Origin of the sequence: Streptomyces sp. UNOB3_S3, from assembly GCF_020740895.1 — a bacterium.
GTDB lineage: Bacteria > Actinomycetota > Actinomycetes > Streptomycetales > Streptomycetaceae > Streptomyces.
This window is the reverse complement of the sequence record NZ_JAILXP010000715.1, coordinates 1-1,025: the sequence shown is the minus strand read 5'-3', so window position 1 is coordinate 1,025 and position 1,025 is coordinate 1. Positions and strand designations below refer to the sequence as shown.

1 protein-coding gene is annotated in these 1,025 nt (G+C 73.5%); it reads left to right on the top strand.

Features of this window, described 5'->3' with window-relative positions; all coding sequences use genetic code 11:
* Window positions 1-1,025, top strand: a 1,025-nt coding sequence (locus K6I33_RS35230; protein WP_229358859.1) for an alpha-2,8-polysialyltransferase family protein, incomplete at both ends; no start/stop codon positions are given.

The following is a 1,025-nucleotide window of genomic DNA, read 5'->3' as shown; positions in this document are numbered from 1 at the left end:
CTTCCACCCCGCCGGCTGGTCCCCGCGCCCCGACGACGCCCCCCTGTGGGAGCGGTACCTGCGGCTGCTGTGGGGGCTCGGCACGGACGACGTGGCGATCGTCCTGGAATCCATCCAGGTCAACCCGGCCCTCGCCCTCGCCCAGGTCTTCCCCGACGCGCCCCTGGACGTCTACGCCGACGGGCTGATGAGCTACGGGCCCACGCGCAGCAAGCTCGATCCGCTGATCGGCACGCGCGTGCGGCGCCTGCTCCACCTGGACCTCGTGCCCGGGCTGAAGCCGCTGCTGCTCACGGAGTTCGGGGTCGAGGCGGAGACCGTGCCCACCGAGGCCTTCGCCAAGGTGCTGGCCGAGCTCTCCGAGAGCTGCCCCGGCCTGCCGGAGGCCCCCGAGGGCGCGGCGCTGCTCCTCGGGCAGTACCTGTCGGCGCTGGACATCCTCTCCCCCGAGGAGGAGGAGCGGCTGCACGTGCGGATGCTGCGCGGCGCGGTCCGGCGCGGCCACCGCGACGTGCTCTTCAAACCGCACCCCTCGGCACCGGCCCGCTGGTCGCGGATGCTGGAGGAGGAGGCCGCCCGGCTCGACGCCCGGCTGACGGTCGTGGACGTGCCCGTGCTGGCCGAGGTGGTCTACCAGCGGCTGCGGCCGGCGCTGGTCGTCGCCTGCTTCTCGACCGCGCTGCTCACCGCCCGTACCTTCCACGGCCTGCCCGTCGCCCGCGCCGGCACGGACCTGCTGCTGGAGCGCCTCGCGCCGTACCAGAACAGCAACCGCGTGCCGGTGACGATCGTCGACGCGCTGTTGCCTGATCTGGAAGCCGACGCCGCGGCGTCGGCCCCACCCGCACCCGAAGACCTCAGCGACCTCCTCGCCGCAGTCGGCTACGCGATGCAACCCCAGATCTACCCGAACCTCCGCCCGGCGGCAGAACGCTACCTGTCCACCCAGCTAAACCCCCGCACCTGGCGCTACTTCAAACGCCGCCGCCTCACCGCCCTCGCCCTCCCCGGCGCGATCCCCTCCC